Source organism: Pseudomonas cedrina subsp. cedrina (genome assembly GCF_001983175.1).
In the GTDB taxonomy this organism is placed as follows: domain Bacteria; phylum Pseudomonadota; class Gammaproteobacteria; order Pseudomonadales; family Pseudomonadaceae; genus Aquipseudomonas; species Aquipseudomonas cedrina.
The window spans coordinates 1-24,715 of sequence record NZ_MNPW01000008.1 but is presented as its reverse complement, the minus strand read 5'-3'; the positions used below and the strand labels follow the sequence as shown (position 1 = coordinate 24,715).

The 24,715-nt window shown below is 55.2% G+C and carries 26 protein-coding genes, 4 tRNA genes and 1 rRNA gene; all 31 read right to left on the bottom strand.

The genetic code is table 11. The features are described 5' to 3' along the window. Positions 1-22 precede the first annotated feature (22 nt). The 31 genes from rpsQ to rrf all read right to left on the bottom strand — a co-directional run bounded on the left by rpsQ (position 23) and on the right by rrf (position 24,713). A complete protein-coding gene (rpsQ, locus tag BLL36_RS17365) occupies positions 23-289 on the bottom strand; it encodes a 30S ribosomal protein S17 (protein WP_003176419.1) in 267 nt (88 codons plus the stop codon). A gap of 2 nt (positions 290-291) precedes the next feature. After that, positions 292-483: a 50S ribosomal protein L29 gene (gene rpmC / locus BLL36_RS17360; protein ID WP_002555481.1), complete on the bottom strand. Its 192-nt coding sequence runs from the start codon at positions 481-483 to the stop codon at positions 292-294. Beyond that, positions 483-896: a 50S ribosomal protein L16 gene (rplP, locus tag BLL36_RS17355; protein WP_003232424.1), complete on the bottom strand. Its 414-nt coding sequence runs from the start codon at positions 894-896 to the stop codon at positions 483-485. Before rplP ends, rpmC begins: the two co-directional genes overlap by 1 nt. A 12-nt stretch (positions 897-908) precedes the next feature. After that, positions 909-1,595 carry a 30S ribosomal protein S3 gene (gene rpsC, locus BLL36_RS17350; protein ID WP_003176422.1) on the bottom strand — a complete coding sequence of 229 codons (687 nt, stop codon included), beginning with the start codon at positions 1,593-1,595 and terminating at the stop codon, positions 909-911. 13 nt (positions 1,596-1,608) lie between these two features. Further along, positions 1,609-1,941, bottom strand: a complete 333-nt coding sequence (gene rplV / locus BLL36_RS17345) for a 50S ribosomal protein L22 (RefSeq protein ID WP_003103908.1) — start codon at positions 1,939-1,941, stop codon at positions 1,609-1,611. A gap of 11 nt (positions 1,942-1,952) precedes the next feature. After that, the gene (gene rpsS, locus BLL36_RS17340) at positions 1,953-2,228 is read right to left on the bottom strand and encodes a 30S ribosomal protein S19 (protein WP_003232420.1); all 276 of its coding nucleotides are present in this window, start codon (positions 2,226-2,228) and stop codon (positions 1,953-1,955) included. Between the two features lie 16 nt (positions 2,229-2,244). Then, a complete protein-coding gene (rplB, locus tag BLL36_RS17335; protein WP_003176423.1) occupies positions 2,245-3,069 on the bottom strand; it encodes a 50S ribosomal protein L2 in 825 nt (274 codons plus the stop codon). Between the two features lie 14 nt (positions 3,070-3,083). Further along, positions 3,084-3,383 (bottom strand): 50S ribosomal protein L23, encoded by a 300-nt coding sequence (rplW, locus tag BLL36_RS17330; RefSeq protein WP_002555488.1) that lies wholly within the window; start codon positions 3,381-3,383, stop codon positions 3,084-3,086. Further along, complete coding sequence (gene rplD / locus BLL36_RS17325; protein WP_057014518.1) at positions 3,380-3,982, bottom strand: 50S ribosomal protein L4; 603 nt, start codon at positions 3,980-3,982, stop codon at positions 3,380-3,382. Before rplD ends, rplW begins: the two co-directional genes overlap by 4 nt. A gap of 12 nt (positions 3,983-3,994) precedes the next feature. Beyond that, the gene (rplC, locus tag BLL36_RS17320) at positions 3,995-4,630 is read right to left on the bottom strand and encodes a 50S ribosomal protein L3 (protein WP_003194649.1); all 636 of its coding nucleotides are present in this window, start codon (positions 4,628-4,630) and stop codon (positions 3,995-3,997) included. An 81-nt stretch (positions 4,631-4,711) separates the two neighbouring features. After that, positions 4,712-5,023: a 30S ribosomal protein S10 gene (gene rpsJ / locus BLL36_RS17315; protein ID WP_003186070.1), complete on the bottom strand. Its 312-nt coding sequence runs from the start codon at positions 5,021-5,023 to the stop codon at positions 4,712-4,714. A 159-nt stretch (positions 5,024-5,182) separates the two neighbouring features. Then, a complete protein-coding gene (gene tuf, locus BLL36_RS17310; RefSeq protein WP_003176426.1) occupies positions 5,183-6,376 on the bottom strand; it encodes an elongation factor Tu in 1,194 nt (397 codons plus the stop codon). Between the two features lie 30 nt (positions 6,377-6,406). Beyond that, a complete protein-coding gene (fusA, locus tag BLL36_RS17305; protein ID WP_076952600.1) occupies positions 6,407-8,512 on the bottom strand; it encodes an elongation factor G in 2,106 nt (701 codons plus the stop codon). A 30-nt stretch (positions 8,513-8,542) separates the two neighbouring features. After that, positions 8,543-9,013, bottom strand: a complete 471-nt coding sequence (rpsG, locus tag BLL36_RS17300; RefSeq protein WP_002555493.1) for a 30S ribosomal protein S7 — start codon at positions 9,011-9,013, stop codon at positions 8,543-8,545. Positions 9,014-9,132: 119 nt separating this feature from the next. Beyond that, entirely contained in the window at positions 9,133-9,504 is a 372-nt protein-coding gene (rpsL, locus tag BLL36_RS17295) for a 30S ribosomal protein S12 (RefSeq protein WP_002555494.1), read from the bottom strand. Between the two features lie 216 nt (positions 9,505-9,720). Next, the gene (rpoC, locus tag BLL36_RS17290) at positions 9,721-13,920 is read right to left on the bottom strand and encodes a DNA-directed RNA polymerase subunit beta' (RefSeq protein ID WP_076952599.1); all 4,200 of its coding nucleotides are present in this window, start codon (positions 13,918-13,920) and stop codon (positions 9,721-9,723) included. A 64-nt stretch (positions 13,921-13,984) separates the two neighbouring features. Then, a complete protein-coding gene (gene rpoB / locus BLL36_RS17285; protein ID WP_076952598.1) occupies positions 13,985-18,058 on the bottom strand; it encodes a DNA-directed RNA polymerase subunit beta in 4,074 nt (1,357 codons plus the stop codon). 219 nt (positions 18,059-18,277) lie between these two features. Continuing rightward, positions 18,278-18,643, bottom strand: coding sequence for a 50S ribosomal protein L7/L12 (gene rplL / locus BLL36_RS17280; RefSeq protein ID WP_076952597.1), 366 nt, complete (start codon positions 18,641-18,643; stop codon positions 18,278-18,280). Between the two features lie 78 nt (positions 18,644-18,721). Beyond that, complete coding sequence (gene rplJ, locus BLL36_RS17275; protein ID WP_015886139.1) at positions 18,722-19,222, bottom strand: 50S ribosomal protein L10; 501 nt, start codon at positions 19,220-19,222, stop codon at positions 18,722-18,724. A 198-nt stretch (positions 19,223-19,420) separates the two neighbouring features. Further along, entirely contained in the window at positions 19,421-20,116 is a 696-nt protein-coding gene (rplA, locus tag BLL36_RS17270) for a 50S ribosomal protein L1 (protein WP_003232403.1), read from the bottom strand. Next, positions 20,116-20,547, bottom strand: a complete 432-nt coding sequence (rplK, locus tag BLL36_RS17265) for a 50S ribosomal protein L11 (protein WP_003210097.1) — start codon at positions 20,545-20,547, stop codon at positions 20,116-20,118. The genes rplA and rplK overlap by 1 nt, the downstream gene beginning before the upstream one ends. Positions 20,548-20,664: 117 nt before the next feature. Continuing rightward, a complete protein-coding gene (nusG, locus tag BLL36_RS17260) occupies positions 20,665-21,198 on the bottom strand; it encodes a transcription termination/antitermination protein NusG (RefSeq protein ID WP_003176436.1) in 534 nt (177 codons plus the stop codon). A gap of 9 nt (positions 21,199-21,207) precedes the next feature. Beyond that, the gene (gene secE, locus BLL36_RS17255) at positions 21,208-21,576 is read right to left on the bottom strand and encodes a preprotein translocase subunit SecE (protein WP_076952596.1); all 369 of its coding nucleotides are present in this window, start codon (positions 21,574-21,576) and stop codon (positions 21,208-21,210) included. A gap of 45 nt (positions 21,577-21,621) precedes the next feature. Next, positions 21,622-21,697: transfer RNA gene (locus BLL36_RS17250), tRNA-Trp, on the bottom strand. A gap of 156 nt (positions 21,698-21,853) precedes the next feature. Beyond that, a tRNA-Thr gene (locus BLL36_RS17245) sits at positions 21,854-21,929 on the bottom strand. 26 nt (positions 21,930-21,955) lie between these two features. Next, positions 21,956-22,029: transfer RNA gene (locus BLL36_RS17240), tRNA-Gly, on the bottom strand. 23 nt (positions 22,030-22,052) lie between these two features. Continuing rightward, a tRNA-Tyr gene (locus BLL36_RS17235) sits at positions 22,053-22,137 on the bottom strand. A 142-nt stretch (positions 22,138-22,279) separates the two neighbouring features. Further along, positions 22,280-22,726, bottom strand: a complete 447-nt coding sequence (locus BLL36_RS17230) for a hypothetical protein (RefSeq protein ID WP_076952595.1) — start codon at positions 22,724-22,726, stop codon at positions 22,280-22,282. 7 nt (positions 22,727-22,733) lie between these two features. Next, positions 22,734-23,483 (bottom strand): pantothenate kinase, encoded by a 750-nt coding sequence (locus BLL36_RS17225; protein WP_076952594.1) that lies wholly within the window; start codon positions 23,481-23,483, stop codon positions 22,734-22,736. Further along, positions 23,473-24,432, bottom strand: coding sequence for a bifunctional biotin--[acetyl-CoA-carboxylase] ligase/biotin operon repressor BirA (gene birA, locus BLL36_RS17220; RefSeq protein WP_076952593.1), 960 nt, complete (start codon positions 24,430-24,432; stop codon positions 23,473-23,475). Before birA ends, BLL36_RS17225 begins: the two co-directional genes overlap by 11 nt. Positions 24,433-24,597: 165 nt before the next feature. Then, positions 24,598-24,713, bottom strand: a 5S ribosomal RNA gene (rrf, locus tag BLL36_RS17215). Between the last annotated feature and the right edge of the window lie 2 nt (positions 24,714-24,715).

Genomic DNA, 24,715 nt, shown 5'->3' with positions numbered 1-24,715 from the left:
TAATTTCTCCGACCCCTAGTCCTTAGACTTCCACAGCGCGTTCGAGAACATCAACCAGTGCCCAAGACTTGGTCTTGGCCAGCGGACGAGTTTCACGAATAGTGACTTTGTCGCCGATGTGGCACTGATTGGTTTCGTCGTGCGCGTGCAGCTTAGTCGAACGCTTAACATATTTACCGTAGATCGGGTGCTTAACGCGACGCTCGATCAAAACGGTGATGGTTTTGTCCATCTTGTCGCTGACAACACGGCCAGTCAGCGTACGGACAGTCTTTTCGGCTTCAGCCATGATCACTTACCTGCCTGCTGGTTGAGCACAGTCTTCACGCGAGCAATGTCACGCTTAACTTGCGAGAGCAGATGAGACTGCCCCAACTGGCCAGTTGCTTTCTGCATACGCAGATTGAACTGGTCGCGCAGCAGGCCGAGCAGTTGCTCGTTCAGCTGCTGTGCGGATTTTTCACGAAGTTCATTCGCTTTCATCACATCACCGTCCGTTTAACAAAGGCGGTGGCGAGCGGCAGCTTTGCAGCAGCCAGGGCAAAAGCCTCACGCGCCAGCTCTTCAGTTACGCCCTCGATTTCATACAGGACTTTGCCTGGCTGAATCTGGGCTACCCAGTATTCCACGTTACCCTTACCTTTACCCATACGAACCTCGAGAGGTTTTTTGGAGATCGGCTTGTCCGGGAATACACGGATCCAGATCTTGCCACCACGTTTTACGTGACGGGTCAGTGCACGACGCGCTGACTCGATCTGACGAGCGGTGAGACGACCACGAGCTACAGACTTCAGCGCGAACTCGCCGAAGCTGACTTTGCTACCGCGCTGAGCCAGACCACGGTTGTGGCCTGTCATCTGCTTGCGGAACTTCGTACGCTTTGGTTGCAACATTTGGCGTACCCCTTACTTAGCAGCTTTTTTACGAGGCGCTGGTGCTTGTGGTTTCAGTTCTTCTTGGCGACCACCAATTACTTCGCCTTTGAAGATCCAAACCTTTACACCGATCACACCGTAAGTGGTGTGAGCTTCGTAGTTGGCATAGTCGATGTCGGCACGCAGGGTGTGCAGTGGCACACGACCTTCGCGATACCATTCAGTACGTGCGATTTCAGCACCGCCGAGACGACCGCTCACTTGGATTTTGATGCCTTTGGCACCAATGCGCATGGCGTTCTGTACGGCGCGCTTCATAGCGCGACGGAACATGACACGACGCTCCAGCTGCTGAGCTACGCTCTGCGCAACCAGCATACCGTCGAGCTCCGGCTTGCGGATCTCTTCGATATTGATGTGCACAGGCACACCCATTTGCTTGGTCAGGTCCTGACGCAGTTTCTCAACATCTTCACCTTTCTTCCCGATAACAATACCTGGACGAGCAGTGTGGATGGTGATACGTGCGGTTTGCGCCGGGCGATGGATATCGATACGGCTTACGGACGCGCTTTTTAGTTTGTCTTGGAGATACTCACGCACCTTCAGATCAGCGAACAAATAGTCCGCATAAGTCCGGCCGTCTGCATACCAGACGGAGGTGTGTTCCTTGACGATTCCCAGGCGAATGCCAATGGGATGTACTTTCTGACCCATCTCTTCGACTCCGTTACTTGTCAGCAACCTTGACAGTGATATGGCAAGACCGCTTGACGATGCGATCAGCACGGCCTTTGGCACGTGGCATGATTCGCTTCAGCGAACGCCCTTCGTTGACGAAAACGGTGCTGACCTTAAGGTCATCAACGTCTGCGCCTTCGTTATGCTCGGCGTTGGCTACGGCCGACTCCAGCACTTTCTTCATGATCTCGGCGGCTTTCTTACTGCTGAAAGCCAACAGGTTGAGCGCTTCGCCCACCTTCTTCCCGCGGATCTGGTCGGCGACCAAGCGGGCTTTCTGGGCGGAGATTCGAGCGCCCGACAACTTAGCGGCTACTTCCATTTCCTAACCCCTTAACGCTTGGCTTTCTTGTCTGCCACGTGCCCACGATAAGTGCGGGTACCGGCAAACTCGCCTAGTTTGTGGCCGACCATGTCTTCGTTCACGAGAACTGGGACGTGCAAGCGACCGTTGTGTACAGCGATGGTCAAACCGACCATTTGTGGCAGGATCATCGAACGACGCGACCAGGTCTTAACTGGTTTGCGATCGTTCTTTTCCGCCGCCACTTCGATCTTCTTCAGTAGGTGAAGATCAATAAAAGGACCTTTTTTCAGAGAACGTGGCACTGTCGTATCCCTCTATTTACTTGCGACGACGGACGATCATTTTGTCGGTACGCTTATTACCACGAGTCTTCGCGCCCTTAGTCGGGAAGCCCCATGGCGATACCGGATGACGACCACCAGAGGTACGACCTTCACCACCACCGTGTGGGTGGTCAACCGGGTTCATGGCAACACCACGAACGGTTGGGCGAACGCCACGCCAGCGTTTGGCACCAGCTTTACCCAGCGAACGCAGGCTGTGCTCGGAGTTCGAGACTTCGCCCAGGGTCGCGCGGCATTCAGCCAGCACTTTACGCATCTCACCAGAACGCAGACGCAGGGTCACGTAGACACCTTCACGAGCGATCAGCTGAGCCGAAGCACCAGCGGAACGAGCGATTTGCGCGCCTTTACCTGGCTTCAATTCGATGCCGTGTACGGTGCTACCAACTGGAATGTTGCGCAGTTGCAGAGCGTTGCCCGGCTTGATCGGCGCCAAGGCACCTGCGATCAGCTGGTCGCCAGCACTCACGCCTTTAGGGGCGATGATGTAGCGACGCTCGCCATCTGCGTACAGCAGCAGAGCGATGTGAGCAGTACGGTTTGGATCGTATTCAATACGCTCGACAGTGGCAGAGATGCCATCTTTGTCGTTGCGACGGAAATCGACCAGACGATAATGCTGCTTATGGCCACCACCGATGTGACGAGTGGTAATACGACCATTGTTGTTACGACCACCAGTCTTCGATTTTTTCTCGAGCAGCGGTGCGTGAGGAGCGCCTTTATGCAGCTCCTGGTTGACCACCTTGACCACAAAACGGCGGCCAGGGGAAGTCGGTTTGCATTTAACGATTGCCATGATGCACCCCTTCCTTACTCAGCACTGCTGCTGAAATCGAGATCTTGGCCTGGCTGAAGGGAGATAACTGCCTTCTTCCAGTCATTACGCTTGCCCAGACCGCGAGCAGTGCGCTTGCTCTTACCCAGAACATTCAGGGTAGTAACACGCTCTACTTTCACGCTGAACAGGCTTTCGACGGCCTTCTTGATTTCCAGCTTGGTTGCGTCAGTTGCAACCTTGAAAACGAACTGGCCTTTCTTGTCAGCCAGAACCGTAGCCTTTTCGGAAACGTGCGGGCCAAGCAGAACTTTAAATACGCGTTCCTGGTTCATCCCAGCAGCTCCTCGAATTTCTTCACGGCCGACACGGTGATCAACACCTTGTCGTATGCGATCAGACTAACTGGATCGGAACCTTGCACGTCACGTACATCAACGTGTGGCAGGTTGCGAGCAGCCAGGTACAGGTTCTGATCAACAGCTTCGGACACGATCAAAACGTCGGTCAGGCTCATGTTGGTCAGTTTGCCCAGCAGTTCTTTGGTTTTTGGACTTTCAACAGCGAAGTCCTGAACCACGACCAGACGATCAGTACGCACGAGTTCAGCAAGGATGGAGCGCAGAGCTGCGCGGTACATCTTCTTGTTGAGTTTCTGCGAGTGATCCTGTGGACGAGCTGCGAAAGTGGTACCGCCGCCACGCCAGATTGGGCTACGGATAGTACCGGCACGAGCACGGCCAGTGCCTTTCTGACGCCAAGGGCGCTTACCGCCACCACGTACGTCGGAACGGGTCTTTTGCTGCTTGCTACCTTGACGGCCGCCGGCCATGTAGGCCACGACTGCTTGGTGAACCAGCGTCTCGTTGAATTCGCCGCCAAATGTCAGTTCGGAAACTTCGATCGCTTGAGCGTCATTTACATTTAATTGCATGTCAGCTTCCCCTTAACCGCGAGCCTTGGCCGCTGGACGTACAACCAGGTTGCCGCCAGTAGCGCCAGGAACAGCACCCTTGACCAACAACAGATTGCGTTCAGCGTCGACGCGCACTACTTCGAGGGACTGCACGGTCACGCGCTCAGCGCCCATATGACCGGACATTTTTTTGCCCTTGAATACACGACCAGGAGTCTGGCACTGGCCAATAGAGCCCGGGACGCGGTGGGAAACGGAGTTACCGTGAGTGTTGTCTTGGCCACGGAAATTCCAACGCTTGATCGTACCCTGGAAGCCTTTACCCTTGGACTGACCGGTTACATCAACCAGTTGACCAGCGGCGAAGATTTCAGCGTTGATCAGATCGCCAGCCTGGTAGTCACCGTCTTCAAGACGGAACTCCATGACGGTGCGACCAGCTGCAACGTTTGCTTTAGCGAAGTGACCTGCTTGAGCAGCAGTCACGCGCGAAGCACGACGCTCGCCGACAGTGACTTGCACTGCACGATAGCCATCGGTTTCTTCAGTTTTGAACTGGGTGACGCGATTCGGCTCGATCTCAATGACCGTGACCGGAATGGAGACACCTTCTTCGGTGAAAATACGGGTCATACCGCATTTACGACCGACTACACCAATAGTCATGTTGTAAACCTCATGAGTGTACGGGGCTTTCACCCGCTATGGCCGCCCATTTCAGAGCGTTACACGACTAAGACCCAAGTCTTAGCCGAGGCTGATCTGTACTTCCACACCGGCCGCCAGATCGAGCTTCATAAGTGCATCAACGGTTTTATCCGTTGGCTGGACGATGTCCAGTACGCGCTTATGAGTACGGATCTCGTACTGGTCACGCGCGTCTTTGTTGACGTGCGGGGAGACCAGAACGGTGAACCGCTCTTTACGGGTAGGCAGTGGAATTGGACCACGCACTTGAGCACCAGTACGTTTCGCGGTTTCCACGATTTCCTGGGTGGATTGGTCGATCAGGCGATGGTCAAAAGCCTTCAACCTGATACGGATTTGCTGATTTTGCATTGGATTTCAGACTCCGGCTGCTATTCCCAGCGAGCGCAATACGCCCGTTAAAAGGAGGCGCAATTCTATAGACGGCCCTGATAGGTGTCAACCCAATAAAAAAGGCCCCCGCTGAGCGGGGGCCTTTTCAAAACATCAGAACTATCTCAGAAGAGATAATTACTCGATGATTTTAGCTACAACGCCAGCACCAACAGTACGGCCGCCTTCGCGAATTGCGAAACGCAGACCGTCTTCCATTGCGATGGTTTTGATCAGGGTAACAACCATTTTGATGTTGTCGCCCGGCATTACCATCTCAACGCCTTCCGGCAGTTCGCAGTTACCAGTCACGTCAGTAGTACGGAAGTAGAACTGTGGACGGTAGCCTTTGAAGAACGGAGTGTGACGACCGCCTTCTTCTTTGCTCAGCACGTACACTTCAGCTTCGAACTTGGTGTGCGGCTTAACCGAACCTGGCTTAACCAGAACCTGGCCACGCTCAACGTCGTCACGCTTGGTACCACGCAGCAGAACGCCGCAGTTCTCGCCAGCACGACCTTCGTCGAGCAGTTTACGGAACATTTCAACACCGGTGCAGGTGGTGACGGTAGTGTCACGCAGACCAACGATTTCCAGTGGATCTTGAACCTTGACGATACCGCGCTCGATACGGCCAGTCACAACAGTACCGCGACCGGAGATCGAGAATACGTCTTCGATTGGCATCAGGAATGGCTTGTCGATAACACGGACTGGATCTGGGATGTAGCTGTCCAGAGTCTCAACCAGTTTACGAACGGACGTGGTGCCCATTTCGTTATCGTCTTTGCCTTCCAGAGCCATACGAGCAGAACCGATGATGATCGGAGTGTCGTCGCCTGGGAAGTCGTAAGTGCTCAGCAGATCGCGCACTTCCATCTCAACCAGTTCCAGCAGCTCAGCGTCGTCTACCAGGTCGGCCTTGTTCAGGTAAACCACGATGTACGGAACGCCAACCTGACGGGACAGCAGGATGTGCTCACGGGTTTGTGGCATCGGACCATCAGCGGCCGAGCAAACCAGGATTGCGCCGTCCATCTGGGCAGCACCGGTGATCATGTTCTTCACATAGTCAGCGTGACCTGGGCAGTCAACGTGAGCGTAGTGACGGATCAGCGAGTTGTATTCAACGTGCGCGGTGTTGATGGTGATACCACGAGCTTTTTCTTCTGGTGCGCTGTCGATTTTATCGAAATCAACGATTGCGGAACCGAAAACTTCGGAGCAAACGCGAGTCAGAGCAGCAGTCAGAGTGGTTTTACCGTGGTCAACGTGACCGATGGTGCCAACGTTGACGTGCGGTAGGGAACGATCAAATTTTTCTTTAGCCACGACAATTAACTCCTTGCCTAAAGGACTGAATCAGCCTTGTTTTTTGGATACAGTTTCAGCGATGTGCGCCGGAGCTGTGTTGTATTTTTTGAATTCCATAGAGTAGCTTGCGCGACCCTGAGACATGGAACGAACGTCGGTCGCATAACCGAACATCTCACCCAACGGAACCTCGGCGCGAATCACTTTGCCGGAAACCGTGTCTTCCATACCCAGAATCATGCCGCGACGACGGTTAAGGTCGCCCATGACATCACCCATATAGTCTTCAGGTGTAACAACTTCTACCGCCATGATTGGCTCAAGCAACTCACCACCGCCCTTCTGGGCCAGTTGCTTGGTTGCCATGGAGGCAGCCACCTTAAACGCCATCTCGTTGGAGTCGACGTCGTGGTAAGAACCGTCAAAAACGGTTGCTTTCAGGCCGATCAGCGGATAGCCGGCAACAACACCGTTCTTCATCTGCTCTTCGATACCCTTCTGGATAGCAGGGATGTATTCCTTAGGAACCACACCACCTACTACTTCGTTCACGAATTGCAGACCTTCCTGACCTTCGTCAGCAGGAGCAAAACGGATCCAGCAGTGACCGAACTGACCACGACCGCCGGACTGACGAACGAACTTGCCTTCGATTTCACAGTTCTTCGTGATGCGCTCACGATAGGAAACCTGAGGCTTACCGATGTTGGCTTCGACGTTGAACTCACGGCGCATCCGGTCAACCAGGATGTCCAGGTGAAGCTCGCCCATGCCGGAGATGATCGTTTGACCAGTCTCTTCATCAGTCTTGACGCGGAAAGATGGATCTTCCTGAGCAAGCTTGCCCAGAGCGATACCCATTTTTTCCTGGTCATCCTTGGTCTTAGGCTCTACGGCAACCGAAATAACCGGCTCCGGGAAGTCCATGCGAACCAGGATGATTGGCTTGTCAGCGTTGCACAAGGTTTCACCGGTGGTGACGTCCTTCATGCCGATCAAGGCCGCGATGTCACCAGCGCGTACTTCCTTGATCTCTTCGCGGGCGTTTGCGTGCATTTGCACCATACGGCCCACGCGCTCTTTCTTGCCTTTAACCGAGTTGATCACGCCGTCGCCGGAGTTCAACACGCCCGAGTAAACGCGGACGAAGGTCAAGGTACCCACGAATGGGTCAGTGGCAATTTTAAATGCCAGAGCGGAGAACGGTTCTGCGTCGTCTGCATGACGCTCCAGCTCGATAGTCTCGTCATCCGGGTCGGTACCCTTGATGGCTGGAATATCAACCGGTGCCGGCAGGTAGTCGATCACAGCATCGAGAACCAGGGGAACGCCCTTGTTCTTGAACGAGGAACCACAAACAGCCAGGACGATTTCACCAGCGATAGTACGCTGACGCAGAGCGGCCTTGATTTCCACGTTGGTGAGCTCTTCACCTTCGAGGTACTTGTTCATCAGTTCTTCGTTGGCTTCGGCCGCGGCTTCAACCATGTTGTTGCGCCACTCGTCAGCCAGTTCCTGCAGTTCAGCAGGGATAGGCTTGCGAACAGGAACCATACCCTTGTCGGCATCGTTCCAGTAGACAGCTTCCATGGTCAGCAGATCGATCTGACCCTGGAAATTATCTTCGGAACCGATAGCCAACTGGATTGGCACCGGAGTGTGACCCAAGCGCTGCTTGATCTGAGCGATCACGCGCAGGAAGTTCGCACCGGCACGGTCCATCTTGTTGACGTAAACAAGACGTGGAACGCCGTATTTGTTGGCTTGACGCCATACGGTTTCCGACTGAGGCTCAACACCCGAGGTACCACAGAACACAACGACAGCGCCGTCGAGTACGCGCAGGGAACGCTCAACTTCAATGGTGAAGTCTACGTGACCCGGGGTATCGATTACGTTGAAGCGATGCTCATCTTTGTACTGCTTCTCGGAACCTTTCCAGAAGGCGGTAATAGCAGCAGAAGTAATGGTAATACCACGCTCCTGCTCCTGAACCATCCAGTCTGTGGTCGCGGCGCCGTCATGCACCTCGCCCATCTTGTGACTTTTGCCGGTGTAAAACAGTACGCGCTCGGTGGTGGTGGTTTTACCAGCATCCACGTGAGCAACGATACCGATGTTACGGTAGCGGCTAATCGGAGTAGTACGAGCCATAAAGCCCTCGCAAAATTAGTGAAGCTAAGATTAGAAGCGGTAGTGCGAGAAAGCTTTGTTAGCTTCAGCCATACGGTGCACGTCTTCACGCTTCTTAACAGCAGCACCTTTACCTTCAGCAGCGTCCAACAGTTCGCCAGCCAAACGCAGGGCCATAGACTTCTCGCCGCGCTTACGGGCGAAGTCTACCAACCAGCGCATTGCCAGAGCGTTACGACGGGACGGACGAACTTCGACCGGAACCTGGTAAGTAGCACCGCCTACACGGCGCGACTTCACTTCGACCAGCGGAGCGATGGCGTCGAGAGCTTTCTCGAAGATTTCCAGGGGGTCGCTGTTCTTGCGTTCTTTAACCTTTTCCAGCGCGCCATAAACGATACGCTCGGCAACGGCTTTCTTGCCGCTTTCCATCACGTGGTTCATGAACTTGGCCAGGATTTGGCTTCCGTATTTTGGATCGTCAAGCACTTCGCGCTTGGCTGCTACGCGTCTTCTTGGCATGGATAAGCCCTCAAACGGTCTTCAGGTTCGTTCGGAATTAGCGCCCTTGCGGGACGGCTCCGACCTTACTCTTATCGACTCAGAAAATAAGATGATTCAGTTTTTACAAAAAGCCGCTACTACTTAGGCTTCTTGGTACCGTACTTCGAACGACCCTGGTTACGACCTTTAACGCCGGAAGTGTCCAAGGAGCCGCGTACGGTGTGGTAACGAACACCTGGCAAGTCTTTTACACGACCGCCGCGGATCAGTACCACGCTGTGCTCTTGCAGGTTGTGACCTTCACCACCGATGTACGAGGAAACCTCGAAACCGTTGGTCAGGCGCACACGGCATACTTTACGCAGTGCCGAGTTAGGTTTTTTCGGCGTGGTGGTATACACACGGGTGCATACGCCACGACGTTGCGGGCAGTTCTGCAGCGCAGGCACGTCGGATTTCTCGACGATACGCTTACGCGGCTGACGTACCAGCTGGTTGATAGTTGCCATCTACTAGCTCCACTGTTGTCTTGCGACGCTATTGTCTTACAAGAAAAGCAAAATGGCAGGAACGAATTCCCGCCAAATTTAGGGGTACAAGAGTCTAAAGAGGATCTTGTCCCCAGTCAAGGCAAGGCCCCGACATCCCCACTCATCGAATCGGGGCAAATTTGCCTCGATCCGACGAATGGGGCTGCCAGGGCCCGGACTCATCTACTGCAGAACTCAGTTACCGCTTGAGTTCAGTGCTTCGGTCAGTGCAGCTTCCACTTCACTGGCGCTTACGCGCAGCGGCTTGTCAGCATCACGGCGGCGCTTGCGCTCGCTGTGGTAAGCCAAACCGGTACCCGCCGGGATCAGACGACCCACGACTACGTTTTCTTTCAGGCCGCGCAGGTAATCGCGCTTGCCGGTTACCGCTGCTTCGGTCAGTACGCGGGTGGTCTCCTGGAAGGAGGCCGCCGAGATGAACGACTCAGTGGACAACGACGCCTTGGTGATACCCAGCAGCACGCGAGTGAACTTGGAGACAAACTTGTCTTCCGCGCCCAGACGCTCGTTCTCTACCAGTACGTGAGTCAGTTCCATCTGGTCGCCCTTGATGAAACTGGAATCGCCGGATTCAGCGATTTCAACTTTACGCAGCATCTGACGCAGGATGGTCTCGATGTGCTTATCGTTGATCTTCACGCCTTGCAGGCGGTAAACGTCCTGGATCTCGTTAACGATGTACTTGGCCAGCGCACTCACACCCAGCAGACGCAGGATGTCGTGTGGATCGCTCGGACCGTCGGAGATAACTTCGCCGCGGTTTACCTGTTCGCCTTCGAAGACGTTCAGGTGACGCCACTTCGGAATCAGCTCTTCGTACGGATCGGTACCGTCGTTCGGGGTGATCACCAGGCGGCGCTTGCCTTTGGTTTCTTTACCGAACGCGATGGTGCCGCTGACTTCAGCCAGAATCGACGCTTCTTTCGGACGACGCGCTTCGAACAAGTCGGCAACACGCGGCAGACCACCGGTGATGTCACGTGTCTTCGAAGTTTCTTGCGGGATACGCGCGATAACATCACCGATCGCGATCTTCGCACCATCCGCTACACCGACCAGGGCGTTGGCTGGCAGGAAGTACTGAGCGATTACGTCAGTGCCTGGCAGCAACAAGTCCTTGCCGTTGTCGTCGACCATCTTCACGGCAGGACGGATGTCTTTACCGGCAGCTGGACGATCTTTCGCGTCGAGTACTTCAATGTTGGTCATACCGGTCAATTCGTCAGTCTGACGCTTGATCGTAATGCCTTCTTCCATGCCCACGTAGGTCACGGTACCTTTCATTTCGGTAACGATTGGGTGAGTGTGCGGATCCCACTTGGCCACGATTGCGCCAGCGTCGACCTTGTCACCTTCCTTGACCGAAATCACAGCACCGTACGGCAGCTTGTAACGCTCACGCTCACGACCGTAGTCATCAGCGATTGCCAGCTCACCGGAACGGGACACGGCAACCAGGTGACCATCCACTCGCTCAACGTGTTTCAGGTTGTGCAGACGGACGGTACCGCCATTCTTCACCTGAACGCTGTCGGCTGCGGAGGTCCGGCTTGCCGCACCACCGATGTGGAACGTACGCATGGTCAGCTGGGTACCCGGCTCACCGATGGACTGGGCAGCGATAACGCCGACCGCTTCACCGATGTTCACCTGGTGACCGCGAGCCAAGTCACGGCCATAGCACTTGGCGCAGATGCCGTAGCGGGTTTCGCAGCTGATCGGCGAGCGAACGATCACTTCGTCGATGCTGTTGAGTTCGATGAACTCGACCCACTTCTCATCTACCAGAGTGCCGGCAGGAACGATGATTTCCTCGGTACCTGGCTTGAATACGTCACGGGCGATCACTCGACCCAGTACGCGCTCACCCAACGGCTCTACAACGTCGCCGCCTTCGATGTGCGGAGTCATCAGCAGACCGTGTTCGGTACCGCAGTCGACTTCAGTCACAACCAAGTCTTGCGCAACGTCTACCAGACGACGCGTCAGGTAACCGGAGTTGGCGGTCTTCAACGCGGTATCCGCCAGACCCTTACGAGCACCGTGAGTGGAGATGAAGTACTGGAGTACGCTCAAACCTTCACGGAAGTTCGCGGTAATCGGCGTTTCGATGATGGAACCGTCCGGCTTGGCCATCAGGCCACGCATACCGGCGAGCTGACGGATCTGCGCAGCAGAACCCCGTGCGCCCGAGTCGGCCATCATGTACATCGAGTTGAACGATTCTTGATCGACTTCCACGCCATGACGGTCGATAACCTTCTCTTTCGAGAGGTTAGCCATCATCGCCTTCGACACTTCGTCGTTGGCCTTGGACCAAAGGTCGATCACCTTGTTGTACTTCTCGCCCTGGGTTACCAGGCCGGAGGCATACTGGCTTTCGATCTCTTTCACTTCATCGGTAGCGGCGGCGATGATCTGGGCTTTTTCATCCGGGATAACGAAGTCGTTAACACCGATGGAAACGCCGGAAATGGTCGAATAGGCAAAACCTGTGTACATCAACTGGTCAGCGAAGATCACGGTCTCTTTCAGACCAACCACGCGGTAGCATTGGTTGATCAGCTTGGAGATAGCCTTTTTCTTCATCGGCAGGTTGACGACATCGTACGACAGACCTTTCGGCACAACTTGATACAACAGCGCACGGCCAACAGTAGTGTCGACGATACGAACGTTGCTCACGCTGCCGCCATCACGGTCGTTCACGGTTTCGTGGATCCGCACTTTGACCTTGGCGTGCAAGGCGGCTTCACCGGCACGGAACACACGGTCAACTTCCTGCAGGTCAGCGAACACACGACCTTCGCCTTTGGCGTTGATCGCTTCACGGGTCATGTAGTACAGACCCAATACAACGTCCTGCGACGGAACGATGATTGGCTCACCGTTGGCTGGCGACAGAATGTTGTTGGTCGACATCATCAACGCACGCGCTTCCAACTGGGCTTCCAGTGTGAGCGGTACGTGCACGGCCATTTGGTCGCCGTCGAAGTCGGCGTTGTACGCAGCACAGACCAGAGGGTGCAGCTGGATAGCCTTGCCTTCGATCAGTACCGGTTCAAACGCCTGGATACCCAGACGGTGAAGGGTCGGTGCACGGTTGAGGAGAACCGGGTGTTCACGGATCACTTCAGCGAGAACGTCCCAAACCTCTGGCAGTTCGCGCTCGACCATTTTCTTGGCCGCTTTGATGGTGGTCGCGAGACCGCGCATTTCCAGCTTGCCGAAGATGAAGGGCTTGAACAGCTCAAGTGCCATCTTCTTGGGCAGACCGCACTGGTGCAGACGCAGGGTCGGGCCTACGGTAATTACCGAACGACCGGAGTAGTCAACACGCTTACCGAGCAAGTTCTGACGGAAACGACCCTGCTTACCCTTGATCATGTCAGCCAGGGATTTCAGAGGGCGCTTGTTGGAACCTGTGATCGCGCGGCCGCGACGGCCGTTGTCGAGCAAGGCATCGACCGCTTCCTGCAACATACGCTTTTCGTTGCGCACGATGATGTCCGGAGCGGACAGATCGAGCAGGCGCTTCAAGCGGTTGTTACGGTTGATCACGCGGCGGTATAGGTCGTTGAGGTCGGACGTCGCGAAACGACCACCATCCAACGGTACCAGCGGACGCAGGTCTGGCGGCAGAACCGGCAGAACGGTCAGCACCATCCACTCTGGCAAGTTGCCGGAACCCTGGAAGGCTTCCATCAACTTCAGACGCTTGGACAGCTTCTTGATTTTGGTTTCGGAGTTGGTTTGCGGAATTTCTTCACGCAGACGGCCAATCTCGTGCTCCAGGTCGATAGCGTGCAGCAGCTCGCGGACAGCCTCGGCACCCATGCGGGCATCGAAATCGTCGCCAAACTCTTCCAGCGCTTCGAAGTACTGCTCGTCATTGAGCAGCTGACCTTTTTCAAGGGTGGTCATGCCTGGATCGATAACGACATAGCTCTCGAAATAGAGAACGCGTTCGATATCACGCAGGGTCATGTCCATCAGCAAGCCGATACGGGACGGCAGCGATTTCAGAAACCAGATGTGGGCAACCGGCGAAGCCAGCTCGATGTGCGCCATGCGCTCACGACGAACCTTGGCCAGTGCAACTTCAACGCCGCACTTCTCGCAGATCACACCACGGTGCTTCAAGCGCTTGTACTTACCGCACAGGCACTCGTAATCCTTGACCGGGCCAAAGATCTTGGCGCAGAACAGGCCGTCACGCTCGGGTTTGAACGTACGGTAGTTGATGGTTTCCGGCTTTTTAACTTCACCGAACGACCACGAACGGATCATCTCAGGCGATGCCAATCCAATACGGATGGCGTCGAACTCTTCGACTTGACCCTGGTTTTTCAGCAAATTCAGTAGGTCTTTCAAGGCCTTTCCTCCTGGCGGAGCAGAGAGCGGGCCAAACGGCCCCGCTCTCGATTCGCGTCACGTGTTATTCGGTTTCCAGATCGATATCGATGCCGAGGGAACGAATTTCTTTGATCAACACGTTGAAAGACTCGGGCATGCCCGGCTCCATACGGTGATCGCCGTCCACGATGTTTTTGTACATCTTGGTCCGACCGTTCACATCGTCCGACTTCACTGTGAGCATTTCTTGCAGAGTGTAAGCAGCACCGTATGCTTCCAGTGCCCAGACCTCCATCTCCCCGAAACGCTGACCACCGAACTGAGCCTTACCACCCAGCGGCTGCTGGGTAACCAGGCTGTACGAACCGGTAGAACGAGCGTGCATCTTGTCGTCTACCAAGTGGTTCAGCTTCAGCATGTACATGTAGCCAACGGTAACCGGGCGCTCGAACTTGTTGCCGGTACGGCCGTCGAACAGCTGCATCTGGCCGCTTTCCGGCAGGTCTGCCAGTTTCAGCATGGCCTTGATTTCGCTTTCCTTGGCACCGTCGAACACCGGGGTAGCCATTGGAACGCCGCCGCGCAGGTTCTTCGCCAGATCCAGGATTTCCTGGTCGGTGAAGGTATCGAGCTCTTCGTTGCGACCGCCGATCTCATTGTAGATCTCGTGCAGGAACTTACGCAGGTCTGCGACCTTGCGCTGCTCTTCGATCATACGGTTGATCTTCTCGCCCAGGCCTTTGGCCGCGAGGCCCAGGTGGGTTTCGAGGATCTGACCAACGTTCATACGCGAAGGTACGCCCAACGGGTTGAGGACAACGTCGACCGGGGTGCCATTGGCATCGTGCGGCATGTCTTCAACCGGCATGATCACGGAGACCACACCCTTGTTACCGTGACGACCGGCCATCTTGTCGCCCGGCTGGATGCGACGACGGATTGCCAGGTAAACCTTGACGATTTTCAGCACGCCTGGAGCCAGGTCATCGCCCTGCTGCAGTTTGCGCTTCTTGTCTTCGAACTTGTCGTCCAGCAGACGGCGGCGATCAACGATGTAGGCCTGGGCCTTCTCGAGCTGCTCGTTCAGAGCATCCTCAGCCATGCGCAGCTTGAACCACTGGCCGTGCTCAAGACCGTCGAGGACTTCGTCGGTGATGTCCTGACCTTTCTTCAGACCTGCGCCGCCTTCAGCCTTGTGGCCTACCAGAGCGGAACGCAGACGTTCGAAGGTCGCGCCTTCAACGATGCGGAACTCTTCGTTCAGGTCCTTGCGGATCTCGTCGAGCTGGGTCTTCTCGATGGACAGTGCACGAGCATCACGCTCAACGCCGTCACGGGTGAAGACCTGTACGTCGATGACAGTACCCTTGGTACCGGTTGGTACACGCAGGGAGGTGTCTTTAACGTCGCTGGCTTTTTCACCAAAGATGGCACGCAGCAGTTTTTCTTCCGGAGTCAGTTGGGTCTCGCCTTTCGGAGTGACCTTACCGACCAGGATGTCGCCTGCGCCAACTTCAGCACCTACGTAAACGATACCGGCTTCGTCCAGCTTGTTCAGTGCAGCTTCACCCACGTTCGGGATGTCTGCAGTGATTTCCTCTGGCCCAAGCTTGGTGTCACGTGCCACACAGGTCAGTTCCTGGATGTGGATCGTGGTAAAGCGATCTTCTTGAACAACGCGTTCCGACAGGCAGATGGAGTCTTCGAAGTTGTAACCGTTCCAGGCCATGAACGCGATGCGCATGTTCTGACCCAGTGCCAGTTCACCCATGTCGGTGGACGGGCCGTCGGCCATGATATCGCTACGCTGAACGCGGTCACCCTTACGCACCAGCGGACGCTGGTTGATGCAGGTGTTCTGGTTCGAACGGGTGTATTTGGTCAGGTTGTAGATGTCGACGCCGGCTTCGCCGGTTTCGACTTCGTCATCGGCAACACGAACCACGATACGGCTTGCATCAACGGAGTCGATCACGCCGCCACGACGAGCCACGACGCAAACGCCGGAGTCACGGGCTACGTTACGCTCCATGCCGGTACCTACCAGCGGCTTGTCAGCGCGCAGGGTTGGTACAGCTTGACGCTGCATGTTGGAACCCATCAACGCACGGTTGGCGTCATCGTGTTCCAGGAACGGGATCAGCGATGCTGCAACCGAAACTACCTGCTTGGGCGATACATCCATCAGGGTGACGTCTTCCGGCGCCTTGACGGTGAACTCGTTCAAGTGACGAACCGCTACCAGTTCGTCGATCAGGACTTTCTTGTCGTTCATCGTGGCCGAAGCCTGGGCGATCACGTGATCAGCTTCTTCGATGGCGGACAGGAACACGATCTCGTCGGTAACCAGACCTTCCTTCACCACACGGTACGGGCTCTCAAGGAAACCGTACTGGTTGGTGCGCGCATAAGCGGCCAGGGAGTTGATCAGGCCGATGTTCGGACCTTCCGGCGTTTCGATCGGGCAAACACGACCGTAGTGCGTCGGGTGTACGTCACGAACTTCAAAGCCTGCACGCTCACGGGTCAGACCGCCCGGGCCCAGCGCGGAAACACGGCGCTTGTGGGTGATCTCGGAGAGCGGGTTGTTCTGGTCCATGAACTGCGAGAGCTGGCTGGAACCGAAGAACTCTTTCACCGCGGCAGCCACTGGCTTGGCGTTGATCAGGTCTTGCGGCATCAGGCCTTCGCTTTCAGCCATCGACAGACGCTCTTTGACCGCACGCTCAACACGTACCAGGCCAACGCGGAACTGGTTCTCGGCCATTTCGCCTACGCAGCGAACACGACGGTTACCCAGGTGGTCAATGTCATCGACAATGCCCTTGCCGTTACGGATGTCGACCAGAGTCTTCAGGACGGCAACGATATCTTCCTTGCACAGCACGCCCGAACCTTCGATCTCGGTACGACCGATACGACGGTTGAACTTCATCCGGCCGACCGCAGACAGGTCATAGCGTTCAGGGCTGAAGAACAGGTTGTTGAACAGGGTCTCGGCAGCGTCTTTGGTTGGTGGCTCACCAGGACGCATCATGCGATAGATCTCGACCAGCGCTTCCAATTGGTTGCTGGTGGAGTCGATCTTCAATGTGTCGGAGATGAACGGGCCGCAGTCGATGTCGTTGGTGTACAGGGTCTCGATGCGAACGACCTGAGCCTTGGCGATCTTGGCCAGGATCTCGGTGTTCAGCTCGGTGTTGCACTCGGCCAGGATTTCGCCTGTCGCCGGGTGAACGATGACCTTGGCGGTAGTGCGACCCAGGACGTAGTCCAGCGGCACTTCCAGCTCTTTGAGACCGGCTTTTTCGATCTGGTTGATATGGCGCGCGGTGATACGGCGGCCGGCTTCAACAATGACCTTGCCCTTCTCATCCTGGATGTCCAGGACGGCAATTTCACCACGCAGACGCGAAGCGATCAGCTCCAGCTTGAGGGTTTCATCCTTCAGGCTGAATACGTTGGTGGTGTAGAACGCATCCAGCACTTGCTCGGTGGTATAGCCGAGCGCGCGCAGCAGTACCGAGGCCGGCAGCTTGCGACGACGGTCGATACGCACGAACACGCAGTCTTTCGGATCGAACTCGAAGTCCAACCACGAACCGCGGTACGGAATGATCCGCGCGGAGTACAGGAGCTTACCGGAGCTGTGCGTCTTGCCGCGGTCGTGGTCGAAGAACACGCCCGGGGAACGGTGCAGCTGGGAAACGATTACACGCTCGGTACCGTTGATAACGAAGGTACCGTTTTCAGTCATCAGTGGGATTTCGCCCATGTAGACTTCTTGCTCTTTGATGTCCTTGATCGCTTTGTTCGACGATTCTTTGTCGAAAATGATCAGGCGGACTTTTACCCGCAAAGGTACGGCGTACGTAACACCGCGCAACACGCATTCTTTGACATCAAATGCCGGTTCGCCCAGGCGATAACCGACGTACTCCAGCGCAGCATTGCCGGAGTAGCTGATGATCGGGAAAACGGATTTGAAGGCCGCATGCAGGCCCACGTCGCGGAACTGATCTTTGGTCGCTCCCGCCTGCAAGAATTCACGATACGAATCCAGCTGGATAGCCAGAAGGTACGGGACATCCATGACGTCCGGCAACTTGCTAAAGTCCTTGCGGATACGTTTTTTCTCAGTATATGAGTAAGCCATCAGCGTTCCCCAGCTTGGTCACCTGCTTGTTTGGCCCTCCCGACGGGAGCAGCCAGAAAATCTTGCAAACCCCATGGTTTGCACCACCGCATCGGGTGGCTACAGCGCGTTAATGGCGGCGACCGAGTCGACAGCCAAGAACGGAAAAAGGCCGGTGGCAAGAGCCACCAGCCATCAGCCTTCAGCTTAAAGCTTGGGCTGGAGACGCAAGGTCGATGCTTACTTCAGCTCGACTTTAGCGCCTGCTTCTTCCAGAGTAGCTTTGGCTTTGTCAGCGGCGTCTTTCGACACAGCTTCCAGAACCTGGGCAGGAGCGCCGTCAACTACAGCCTTGGCTTCTTTCAGGCCCAGACCGGTCAGTTCACGTACTGCCTTGATCACGTTTACTTTCTTCTCGCCAGCTTCCAGCAGCATGACGTTGAATTCGGTTTGCTCTTCAGCAACAGCAGCAACAGCGGCTGGGCCAGCGGAAGCAGCGGCAGCGGAAACGCCGAATTTTTCTTCGAAAGCTTTGATCAGCTCAACAACCTGCAGAACCGACATTTCAGCTACGGCGTTGAGGATATCGTCTTGGGAGATAGACATTGCTGTATTTCCTGAATTGGGGGACGGCCTACGCGGCCATCGAAATAAACAAAAATACGCGAGAGAATTTGCTCAGCCTTAGGCTGCGGCAGCTTCTTTTTGCTCACGAACTGCAGCCAGAGTACGAGCCAGCTTGCTGGTAGCGCCTTGAATCACGCTCATCAGCTGCGAAATAGCTTCGTTACGGGTCGGCAGTGTTGCCAGTACGTCGATTTGGTTAGCTGCGAGGAACTTGCCCTCGAACGCAGCTGCCTTGATCTCGAACTTGTCCTGACCCTTTGCGAACTCTTTGAACAAACGGGCAGCAGCGCCTGGATGGTCGGTGGAGAAGGCAATCAGGGTCGGGCCGGTGAACACGTCATTGAGGACACTGTATTCAGTGTCAGCAACAGCGCGCTTGAGCAGGGTGTTACGTACAACACGTACGTATACGCCAGCTTCACGAGCCTCTTTACGGAGTCCGGTCATAGCGCTTACTGTCACACCACGGGCATCAGCCACGACAGCGGACAGAGCAGCTTTGGCAGCCTCGTTGACTTCAGCGACGATGGCCTTCTTGTCTTCGAGATTAATTGCCACGGGTTTAACTCCTGCTTGTTACCGTTTCATCTGGCCTAGGCCTGATGTCGTTTTGGTGTCTGATTCGGTAAGGAACCGGGAGCACCATCTGCGTAGGCTTGTGGTTTAAGACTTGCGTCGCCTACGGTCTTGGATAGCCCCCGCCAGGCAGGGACCCCAATTTTTTGATTGGCGCAATCTCTTGCGCCAATCTGTGTCTTATACGTCCAGCGAGCCTTGGTCGATGACCAGACCTGGGCCCATAGTGGTGCTCAGGGTAACGCGCTTGACGTAGATACCTTTCGAGGAAGCAGGCTTGATACGCTTGAGATCAGCGATCAGGGCTTCAACGTTTTCCTTCAGCTTGACGGCATCAAAACCGACTTTGCCAACGGAGGTGTGAATGATGCCGTTTTTGTCGGTGCGATAACGAACCTGACCAGCCTTGGCGTTTTTAACCGCGGTGGCTACGTCTGGCGTTACGGTGCCGACTTTAGGGTTAGGCATCAGGCCACGAGGACCGAGGATCTGACCCAATTGACCTACAACGCGCATTGCATCCGGGGAAGCAATAACGACGTCATAGTTCAGGTCGCCGCCTTTCATTTCGGCAGCCAGATCATCCATGCCAACGCGATCGGCGCCAGCGGCCAGAGCAGCTTCAGCTGCAGGGCCTTGGGTGAAGACAGCTACACGTACAGTCTTGCCAGTACCGTGTGGCAGCACAGTTGCGCTACGAACGACCTGGTCGGATTTACGTGGGTCTACACCCAGGTTTACAGCAACGTCAACGGACTCGCTGAACTTTACAGTCGACAGCTCGGTCAGCAGGGCAGCAGCGTCTACAAAGTTGTAGGCCTTGCCTGCTTCGATTTTGCCGGCGATAGCCTTTTGGCGCTTGGTCAGCTTAGCCATTACACACCCTCCACGTTAAGGCCCATGCTACGAGCAGAACCGGCGATGGTACGCACGGCTGCATCCATATCAGCTGCAGTCAGATCCGCGTTTTTGGTTTTCGCGATTTCTTCCAGCTGAGCACGGGTTACGGTGCCAACCTTAACGGTGTTCGGACGAGCTGAACCGCTGGTCAGACCGGCAGCTTTCTTCAGCAAAACCGAGGCCGGAGTCGACTTGGTTTCGAAAGTGAAGCTACGGTCGCTGTATACAGTGATGATCACTGGCGTCGGCAGACCTGGCTCAATACCCTGGGTGCGGGCGTTGAAGGCCTTGCAGAATTCCATGATGTTCACGCCGTGCTGACCCAGAGCTGGGCCGACGGGTGGGCTAGGGTTGGCCTGTGCGGCCTTCACTTGCAGTTTGATGTAAGCGGTAATCTTCTTGGCCATGAGGCACTCCAATTACGGGTTCGAACGCCTCGAAAGGCTCCCCGGTTACTTGCGCATTTATCCCAGTGACGACAAAACCCCACAGCCTAGGGCTGCGGGGTTGGGATGCTTTCTCAGCTAGACCTTCTCGACCTGGCTGAACTCCAACTCTACCGGAGTAGAGCGACCGAAAATGAGCACCGCCACTTGGATCCGGCTCTTTTCGTAGTTAACTTCTTCGACAGTGCCGTTGAAATCAGCAAACGGACCATCTGTGACACGAACAACCTCACCCGGCTCGAAAAGCGTCTTCGGCTTAGGCTTGTCGCTACCATCAGCAACACGACGCAGAATCGCTTCCGCCTCTTTGTCGGTGATAGGAGCAGGCTTATCAGCGGTACCGCCAATGAAACCCATGACACGAGGAGTGTCCTTGACCAAGTGCCAAGTACCTTCGTTCATGTCCATCTGTACCAGCACGTAGCCAGGAAAGAACTTGCGTTCGCTTTTGCGCTTCTGGCCATTGCGCATTTCAACCACTTCTTCAGTGGGAACCAGAATTTCGCCGAAGCCATCTTCCATGCCTGCGAGCTTTACGCGCTCCAGCAAAGAGCGCATAACATGCTTCTCGTAACCCGAGTAAGCATGCACAACGTACCAACGCTTAGCCACGGGACACCCTTAGCCAACAATCAAGGAAACAAGCCAGCCGAGCAGGGAATCAAGCCCCCACAACAGCAACGCCATAACCAGAACAACAGCCACAACGATCAACGTGGTCTGCGTGGTTTCTTGGCGAGTCGGCCAAACGACTTTACGTATTTCGGTGCGAGCTTCCTTCACCAGGACCGCAAAAGACTTGCCTTTGGCAGTCTGCAGGCCAATAAAGGCAGCTACAGCAGCGAGGGCGAGCAAAGCGAGGACACGGTACAGGATCGGCGAAGCAGAATAGTACTGATTGCCGACAACGCCTACGACCACCAAGGCGACTACTGCGAGCCACTTGACCAGATCGAAACGAGAGCTTTGAGCTTCAGCCTTAGGAGTCATCTATGAAGATCCTGTGAAAAGAAAGCCAGACACACCACGTGAATCTGGCAGGTCAGGAGGGAATCGAACCCCCAACCTACGGTTTTGGAGACCGTCGCTCTGCCAATTGAGCTACTGACCTAAAACAAAATCAGGCCGACCATTATGCAGGCCTGAAAAAGACTTTACAACAGCCAACCCCAAGAGACTTGATCGCCCAGCAATATCAGGCACAACACAATCAAGCCAAGGCGACCGTTAAAACAAAGGCAGATATTTTCATATCTGCCTTGTTATATGGAGCTCTTGAGCGGATTTGAACCGCTGACCTCACCCTTACCAAGGGTGTGCTCTACCAACTGAGCTACAAGAGCAAAACACACTGCACAACCTGCAAACTTGGAGCGGGTAGCGGGAATCGAACCCGCATCATCAGCTTGGAAGGCTGAGGTTCTACCACTAAACTATACCCGCGGAGCTTGCAGCTCACGCTAAAATGGTGGAGGGGGAAGGATTCGAACCTTCGAAGTCGTAGACGTCAGATTTACAGTCTGATCCCTTTGGCCGCTCGGGAACCCCTCCTAAGCGAGCCGGCATTCTACATCACGCCGACCTTCTGTCAAGCATTTTCTCATAAAAAATATGAGGTTAGCTGCGTTGACCTACGCTTTGCACCTTAGACCTTAAAGGTCTTCACTGCGAAGCGGGCGCCATTCTATGCAAACTATCCGAGAGTTGCAACGCCTTCGCACAACATTATTTTGTGTTTTAACTCATTGAATTCCTTAGCAAGGTTTTCAAAGGACAGATCGTCAGCCAGGCGCCTGCTTTCAGGGGCTATGCGAAGCCAATAGCCGGAAGCGTCAGCAGTATTCAGCAACTGAACCTTGACCTTTATATCCAGGCTGGTGAGCCGTTGCTCAAGGACCTGCGCTTGACGCTCATCTGCAAAGCCGCCGATGTACAGGCAGGTATTTTGCGCATCAGCCCCGCGCGCGCGATCTCGACGCACCACAGCATCAGATGACTCGCTCAGCAGGCGAATATCTTGCTGGGAACCCTTGTAAAGGCTCAAAGGCGTGACATCCTTGGCGCGCAGTGGTGCTTCTTGCTGATGCCAAATGTAATAGAAGGCGTTAAGGACCAGTAAAAGCAGAAACAGCCAACGCATAATCACCTCAGGATAAAGGGCACGCCATCGCCAAACCGACGAACACCAGGTCAGGAACGAGTCGTGCCTGGGGCACTGCATCCGACACCAATTCAGCATCTCCGCCGGTAAGGAATACGGTGAAGTCATCACCCCAGTAACCTCGGGCCAACTCCAACTGCGTCAGCACAAACCCCCTGAGCATCAGCGTACAGCCCCGCTCTACCGCCTCTACCGTCGTGCGACCCGGAGAGAGGCGCTCCAGGGCTCTTTCCGCAGACGCGTCGTCGTAGCGTATCTTACGCGTGTGCGTTCGCAGCTGGTTGCGCATGAGAGGCATACCCGGACAAATGAAGCCGCCCAAGTGCTCACCATCTGCCGCAATAAAGTCTGCAGTTGCCGCCGTACCAAAATCGAGCACCAGACAAGCACCTTGCGCCAGCTTGAATCCACCCAGCATCGCTAACCAGCGATCAAGACCCAAGCGCTCGAAGTCTTCGTAGCCGTTACGCACTCCAGCCACCTGTCGCGCCGGAGCCGCGCAGGAGACGGTCACGCCGAATGCCTCATGCAGCGCCGCCACCAGTTTGCTTGTTTCTTCCAGCGCACGAACGCTTACCAACCGGCAGCGTGTCAGCAGCAATCCGGGAAGCGCGACCAGGCTTTCAATCAATGCCAGATCGGAACCTACGATGCCCTCTGCCGAGGCAGTAGCCTTTTCCGAATCCAGTACACGCCATTTGATAAAGCTATTCCCACAGTCGAGCTCAAGAATCATCACGCAACCTCAGGCTTAACTCACCACCACTGTATATTTTCTCAACACCATTCACGCTCAACCGCAGTGCACCCTGATGATCTACGCCCAGCACATCTCCATCAATCTGGTTGACACCCGCAATGAGGGATACCGATCGTCCCTGCCATGCGTGGTTTTGCTCCCACTCTTCCTGGAGCGAGACAAAACCATCCGTCTTATGGCGTTCTAGATAGGCCTGCAGCTGCATGCTCAGTTGTGCCACTAAAGCATTCCGGTCAACGGGAGAGCCCGTTTCAAGCTGTACCGAGGTCCATTGCTGGTCCACCTCGTCAGCCCTGCGCATATTCACGTTAATACCTATTCCGAGGACAACGTGACAGATGTCAGCAGGGTCTCCTACCAATTCCAGCAAAATACCGGCAATTTTTTTCTGCCCCACCAACACATCATTTGGCCACTTCAGTGCTGCTCCCTGCACGCCCGATTCGCGCAATGCCCGCATGACGGCCAAGCCCACGACAAGGCTCAGGCCTTCCAACTGGCTAAGACCCGATTCGATACGCAAGACGAGGCTGTAGTAGACATTCTGTGCGTAAGGACTAACCCACTTCCGTCCTCTCCTGCCTCGCCCTGCTGTTTGCTGCTCCGCAAGTACTAGAAATGGCGCTGGACATCCTGAATCCGCCAGGCGCAAGCCTTCGGTATTCGTGGAGTCAATCGAGTCAGAGATATGTATAGGCCATTCCAAGGAGGGCGCATTCAGCGCTATGTTCTCGGCATTCAAAAACACCAGCGGCGATGCCAATTGATACCCCTTGCCACGAACTTTATGGATGGGCAAATTCAATTCAGCCTCGAGATGCTGGAGCTGCTTCCAGACAGCACTGCGACTGACGCCCAAGGCGGCGCCAAGTGCTTCTCCGGAATGGAATCGGCCATCTTTCAAAAGCTTTAACAACGTCAGCATGCAAGTATCGCCTCACAATGAGGCACGCATGATAGCCATGCGCAGGGGCATTGCATAGAAAGGCCGAAGGTTAACCTCAAGACGACTGCGATGAATTCACTCATGTTTTCCGATCGCCCAAAACAAAACCCCATCTGCTTTCGCAAATGGGGTTCTGGAATTTAATCTTGACGATGACCTACTCTCACATGGGGAAACCCCACACTACCATCGGCGATGCATCGTTTCACTACTGAGTTCGGGATGGGATCAGGTGGTTCCAATGCTCTATGGTCGTCAAGAA